The sequence below is a fragment of the Massilia aurea genome (assembly GCF_024753205.1).
Taxonomy (GTDB): Bacteria; Pseudomonadota; Gammaproteobacteria; order Burkholderiales; family Burkholderiaceae_D; genus Telluria; species Telluria aurea.
This window is the reverse complement of record NZ_JANUGZ010000013.1, coordinates 1-5,679: the sequence shown is the minus strand read 5'-3', so window position 1 is coordinate 5,679 and position 5,679 is coordinate 1. Positions and strand designations below refer to the sequence as shown.

The 5,679-nt window shown below is 56.5% G+C and carries 2 protein-coding genes; both read right to left on the bottom strand.

Annotated features, from left to right (window positions below; translation table 11 throughout):
* Positions 1–620, bottom strand: a 620-nt coding sequence (locus tag NX775_RS23785; protein WP_258838232.1) for a condensation domain-containing protein, incomplete at its 3' end; no start/stop codon positions are given.
* 2 nt (positions 621–622) lie between these two features.
* Positions 623–5,662, bottom strand: a complete 5,040-nt coding sequence (locus tag NX775_RS23780; protein ID WP_258838233.1) for a non-ribosomal peptide synthetase — start codon at positions 5,660–5,662, stop codon at positions 623–625.
* Between the last annotated feature and the right edge of the window lie 17 nt (positions 5,663–5,679).

Below are 5,679 nucleotides of genomic sequence, written 5' to 3'. Positions count from 1 at the left end.
GGATCGGCCAGGCCTTGGCTAAAGGCGGTGTAGAGGGCTGAAAACTCCTGGACCAGCAACCCGACCGACCAGCCATCGGAGATGATATGGTGCTGGGTAACCAGCAGCACATGCTCGTCCTGTGCCAGGCGCAGCAGCTGGCCGCGCACCAGAGGCCCAGTGGCCAGGTCGAACGGGGTGGCTGCTTCGTCGGAGGCAAGGCGGGCCACGGCCGCTTCCAGCTCGTTGTCAGGCAGGTGACGTAGATCCCGCTCGACCAACGCGAAACCAATGTTTGGCTCCTCAATCTGCTGGCTGGCTTCACCGATGCTACCAACGAAATATGTACGCAGGATTTCGTGGCGTGCCACGATGCGATCAAGGGCAGCATGTAACGCAACATTCGCAAGCGGACCTTGTAGGCGAAGAGCGGCTGGGATGTGGTATGCGGCTCCGGCGTTGCGGTCAAGCTGGTCGAGGAACCATAGTCGCTGTTGTGGTACGGACAGCGGCATGGGTGCTGCCCGAGACACCGCCGACGGCGCGGCTGATGTGGATATCCCGTGAGGCACTTTCCCCGCTTGCTGAAGCTTTTTTAGCAGTACGGCTTTTTTTAATTGTTCTAATTTGTCCCGACTCATTTTTATTCTTTCAGTAAAGACAGCAGTTCGTCCTCAGACAAACCATTAAGTGGATCCAGTAACGCGTCAACATCATCCACTGCGCACGAGGCGATCAGGGCTTCGGTGACAGAGCTGGCAAACTCGGACAATACTGGCGACGCGAAAAGTTCGGCCAACGGAGGAGTCGTCCCCAATTGCTCCGTTAATCGCACCATGAATTGAATCGCTAGCAGAGAGTGGCCACCTAGCTCGAAGAAGTGGTCGTTGCGGCCAATGTTTTCTAGCTCTAGCAATTCCTCCCAGATAGTCGCGATTATCTTCTCAATCTCGTCCTGAGGTTCCTCGTACTCAACTTCTGCTTGTACCGCCCGATCCGGCATCGGCAGGGCCTTTCGGTTGAGCTTGCCGTTTGTAGTTAGCGGAAGTGCATCGAGCAGCACAAACGCTGCGGGCATCATGTAATCCGGCAAGTGTGTGGCTAGTTCTCGGGTCAGCATGCGTACGTCAAGTTGAGCTCCGTCCAGAGGAATCACGTAGGCAACCAAACGTTTATCGCTGGGGCTATCTTCCCTCGCTACGACTACAGCCTCACGCACGCCTGGACAAATGGCCAGTTTTGCTTCGATTTCGCCCAACTCAACCCGATAGCCTCTGATTTTGATCTGAAAGTCGTTACGCCCAAGATACTCAATGTTGCCATTAGGCAACCATCGTCCGAGGTCGCCTGTTTTATAAATGCGAGCTTCTGCCACAGCGCTAAATGGGTTTGGCAGGAAACGCTCTGCGGTCAGCTGTGGTCGGTTCAGGTAACCGCGCGCAACACCTGCTCCGCCGATATAAATCTCACCTTCGACCTCTAACGGGACAGGCTGCATCTGCGCATCCAAGACATACATCTGTACGTTAGCGATCGGCTTGCCGATCGGAATATCTCGTTTGGTCGTGCTGGCTTCGTCTGCCTCGAACACGCTGCAGCCTACGACGGTCTCGGTCGGCCCGTATTCGTTGATAATGCGAGTGTTGGGAGCAATTTGTTGCCACAACGTGACGGTCGAGGCTGCCAGCGCCTCTCCGCCAACGACGAAAAGGGCCACTGCGGGCCGTGCCCTAGCTGCCTTCAAGCGTTGCCCGAGCAAGGCCAAATGCGCTGGCGTAATCTTTACCAAGTCCCACGGGTCCCCTGCCGCCAAGTGACCCTCAACCTCTTGAAGTTCTTGACCTTCCCGAATCAGGGTCAGCATCCCGCCATTAAGCAGCGGCAGATATAAACTTGTTATTGTCGCATCGAATGCTAGAGGGGAAAACACAAGTGCACGAGTCGAACCACAAGGCGTATACGCGGGACCTGCCCATTGCAGATAGTTGTACAGGCCCCGGTGTTCAACCATGACACCCTTCGGCATACCCGTCGAACCGGATGTATAGATTACGTACGCAAGATGATTTAATTGCACTGATGAAGTTGGGTTGGTTTCATGCGACGTATCCAGGTCCAGTTCCCAGCCGTCGAGTAACAGGGTCGGTATGCCCATAGTCGAAAGAATGGTCTGCTCGAAACGACGCTGGGTCAGTAAGACTGCCGGTGCACTATCCTGCAATATGTAGGTTAGCCTGTCGGGTGGGTGAGAAGGATCGACCGGCACATATGCCCCGCCTGCTTTAAGGACCGCGAACAGCCCGATAAGCATTTCAGGGGAACGCTCGACACAAAGTGCAACGCGGACATCGGGGCCTACTCCTTTGGCGAGCAGAGCATGCGCCAGACGGTTTGCACGGCGGTTCAGTTCTCTATAGCTCAAGCGCTCGTCCTCAAAGACCACGGCGGTGGATTCGGGTTGCCGTGCGACTTGGTCTTCAAATAGGTGATGCACCAAGCGCTGATGCGGATAATCGTGGTCAGTTTCGTTGAAATTTAGCAACAGTTGACGGCGTTGCGCTTCCGATAAAATTCCAAGTTCGGTTACTCGGTGATCGGGTCGGCTTTCGAGTGCGTCAACGAGTGAAGCGATCGCGGTTGTGAGATAGCAAACCATCATCTCGGGATCGATCGAACCCGCACACTGAGCAGAGATGGCAAAGTCGCTGCCGAGGTCGTCAATAGAGATAGTGACTGGGTAGTTGTTGCGTTCTTCGCCTCCGAGAAGGGAAATTCCGTCGAGATAATTGCTATCTCCTCGCTGGGTCCCGCCAAGCGTGCTGTGACGGAAGTTGAGCAAAGTAGTAAACAATGGCATCGACGGCGAGATTGCGCTGCAGCGCTGGGCGAGGGCAAGCGGCGCGTGTTCATGTTCAAGCAAATCGGTCAGGCTCTGGAAGGTTTCTGCTAGCGCCTGTTTAGCGCTCCGCCCCCTGAGAGACAGGCGAATCGGCAACGTATTGATGAACATGCCGAGCCCGCGGTGCGATTCGTTGCCTCCACGCATCCGGCCAAACAGCATAGTGCCGAAGACGACATCGTCGCGGCTGCAGCACTTCGCAATGACTTGAGCCCAAGCCAGGTGGAACAGCGCGGCAGCGTTTACACCCTCATGTCGGACAGTTTTTCGAATCCGCTGCGCCAGCTCGGCCGCCACCGCCACGCGTACATGGCGTAGATCCCCGCCAGTGCCATGTACTTCGAGAATGCCAAACGGTGCACTTGGCTCATCGATATCCCCAAGGCGAGCACGGAAGTATCGTTCGTGGTCAGACTGGGGCTGGACGCTCAGCTGTGCAATGAAATTCCGATATGGTACGGGCGTCGCAAGCTCTGCATCGCGGTACTGCAGCAACATCCGCACCTCCTCAGTGAGCAGCTCTAAGCTCACATGGTCGGTCACCACATGGTGGCACACTAGAAGCATATGCCAAGTGGATGAGCCTGGTGCTGCTGCAACAAATGGAACTAACAGCGGCGCACTCGAAAGTTCAAGACGCAGCTTATTTGTCAAGGTCATCAACTGCGCATGTACCTGGCTTGCACTTTCGAGTACGACTTCGCGCACTGCTAGCGGTGCCTGCCGGTGAACTACCTGCACGGCGCGCTCTAAGCCCTCCCAATGAACCGAACTGCGCAGGATGTCATGCCGGTCGACGATACACTGCAACGCCGCTAAGAATCGATCAAGATGATCCCTGCTGTCGAAACGAAGGCCACTACGACGCAGGTAGGCATCGCCCTCTCGGCTAAGCAAGTGGTGAAATAAGATCCCTTCCTGCAGCGGCGCAAGTGGATAAATATCTTGGATCTCAATAGCCCCACCCGGTACCTTTGCGGCAATGCGATCAATCTGCGCTTGCGTAAGCGATACAAGAGGAAGCAGATCGGGGGTGATCTGTGCACATCCGTCGGCAAGTGGATTGGCTGGAACCGAAAACTCCGGGCGAATATGTGAACATTCGAGCGCTTCCGCAAGAGCGGCCAGTGTTGGCGTGCGGAAGATGGCGCGGACATCGGCGGAGATGTCTCGCCGACGCAGCAATTCGATCATTTTAATGACAAGTAACGAGTGACCGCCGAGTTCGAAGAAATTGTCGTTGCGGCCCACACGCTCCACTCCAAGAAGTTCCTGCCAGATGGCGGCCAGCATCACCTCCTTAGCGTCTGATGGCGGTTCATAGGCTCGAGCCGGCACCGCCGACCGGTCGGGGGAAGGCAATGCCTTGCGGTCGAGCTTGCCATTTGAGGTCAGCGGGAACTCAACGAGGTTGACGAAGGCGGTGGGTACCATATAACTGGGCAATGTGGCCGATAGACGGTCGCGCAGTTCTGTAGGCGTCGGCTGTAAGTTCTGGTCGGGCAGAATGTAGGCCACCAGTCGATTATCTCCGGTCGTGTCCTCGCGCGCGATGACGACCGCATCGCGTACACCGTCGCAAGCCGTGAGCCGGGCTTCGATCTCGCCTAGCTCGATCCGAAAACCGCGAATCTTTACTTGAAAGTCGTTACGTCCTAGATACTCGATGACACCGTCCGCGCGCCACCGGCCCAAGTCACCTGTTCTATACATACGCGCTGTTGGAACGTCGCTGAACGGATCGTACATGAAACGCTCTGCACTCAGCTCCGGTTGATTCAGGTAGCCGCGCGCCACACCCGCTCCACCGACATATAGTTCACCGGTGACGCCGATCGGGACCACCTCGCCGTGGCGGTTTAGGATATAGATGCGGGTATTGGCAATTGGATGTCCGATAGGGATTGAGGTTAAGCACGATGCGTCGTCCGTGATCTCAAAAGTGGCGCAACCCACTGTGGCTTCAGTCGGGCCGAAGTGGTTGATCAAGCGAACCTGCGGGAAGCGTCGCTGCCAGAACGCGATATCCGAGGGCACGAGGGCTTCGCCGCCAACCATCAGTGTCCTTGTCGGTGCCGACACATGTTCGGCTAGTTCGGCATTCAGCATCTTCAGGTGCGAAGGTGTGACTTTGATCAATCCGAAAGGTGTCCGGGCTGCGCCCGACGTAATCGCGCTGACTTCATGACCAATCGGTAGGAGTGTCAAGGTTTGCCCTGCAATCAGTGGGCCGTAGAGAGTGGTAAGCAAACCGTCGAAGCCGATCGAGTGCACGGCCGGTGAGCCCCCAGGTGTCGTGCGGTAATAGCTATCGTGCGACCACAATAGGTAGTTCACAATGTTGCGGTGCTCGACCATTACCCCTTTGGGTTTGCCCGTGGAGCCGGAGGTGTAAATTACGTAAGCCAGGTTGCTTTCGGTCAGGTGCGGCACATCTGGATTATGGTGCGGTCCCTCCAGCGATACGTCGAGCAGCACCAGCGAAGCCGCATTCAGGGATAGCTTGGCGTGCAGGTCAGATTGGGTCAAAAGCGCCACCGGCGCAGAGTCCTCCAGCACCTGGCTCAGCCGTTCGACCGGGTACGACGGGTCGAGCGGGACGTAAGCTGCGCCAGCTTTCAAGATACCCAGCAGTCCTGCCATCATTGCAAAGCCGCGCTCCACACATAGCGCGATCCGGTCGTCGGGCTGGACGCCGCATGAGAGCAGTTGGTGGGCAATGCGGTTCGACCAATTGTTCAATTCGTCATATGTGAGCTGTTCCTGTTCGCATATCAGCGCAATGCGCTCTGGATGAGCCG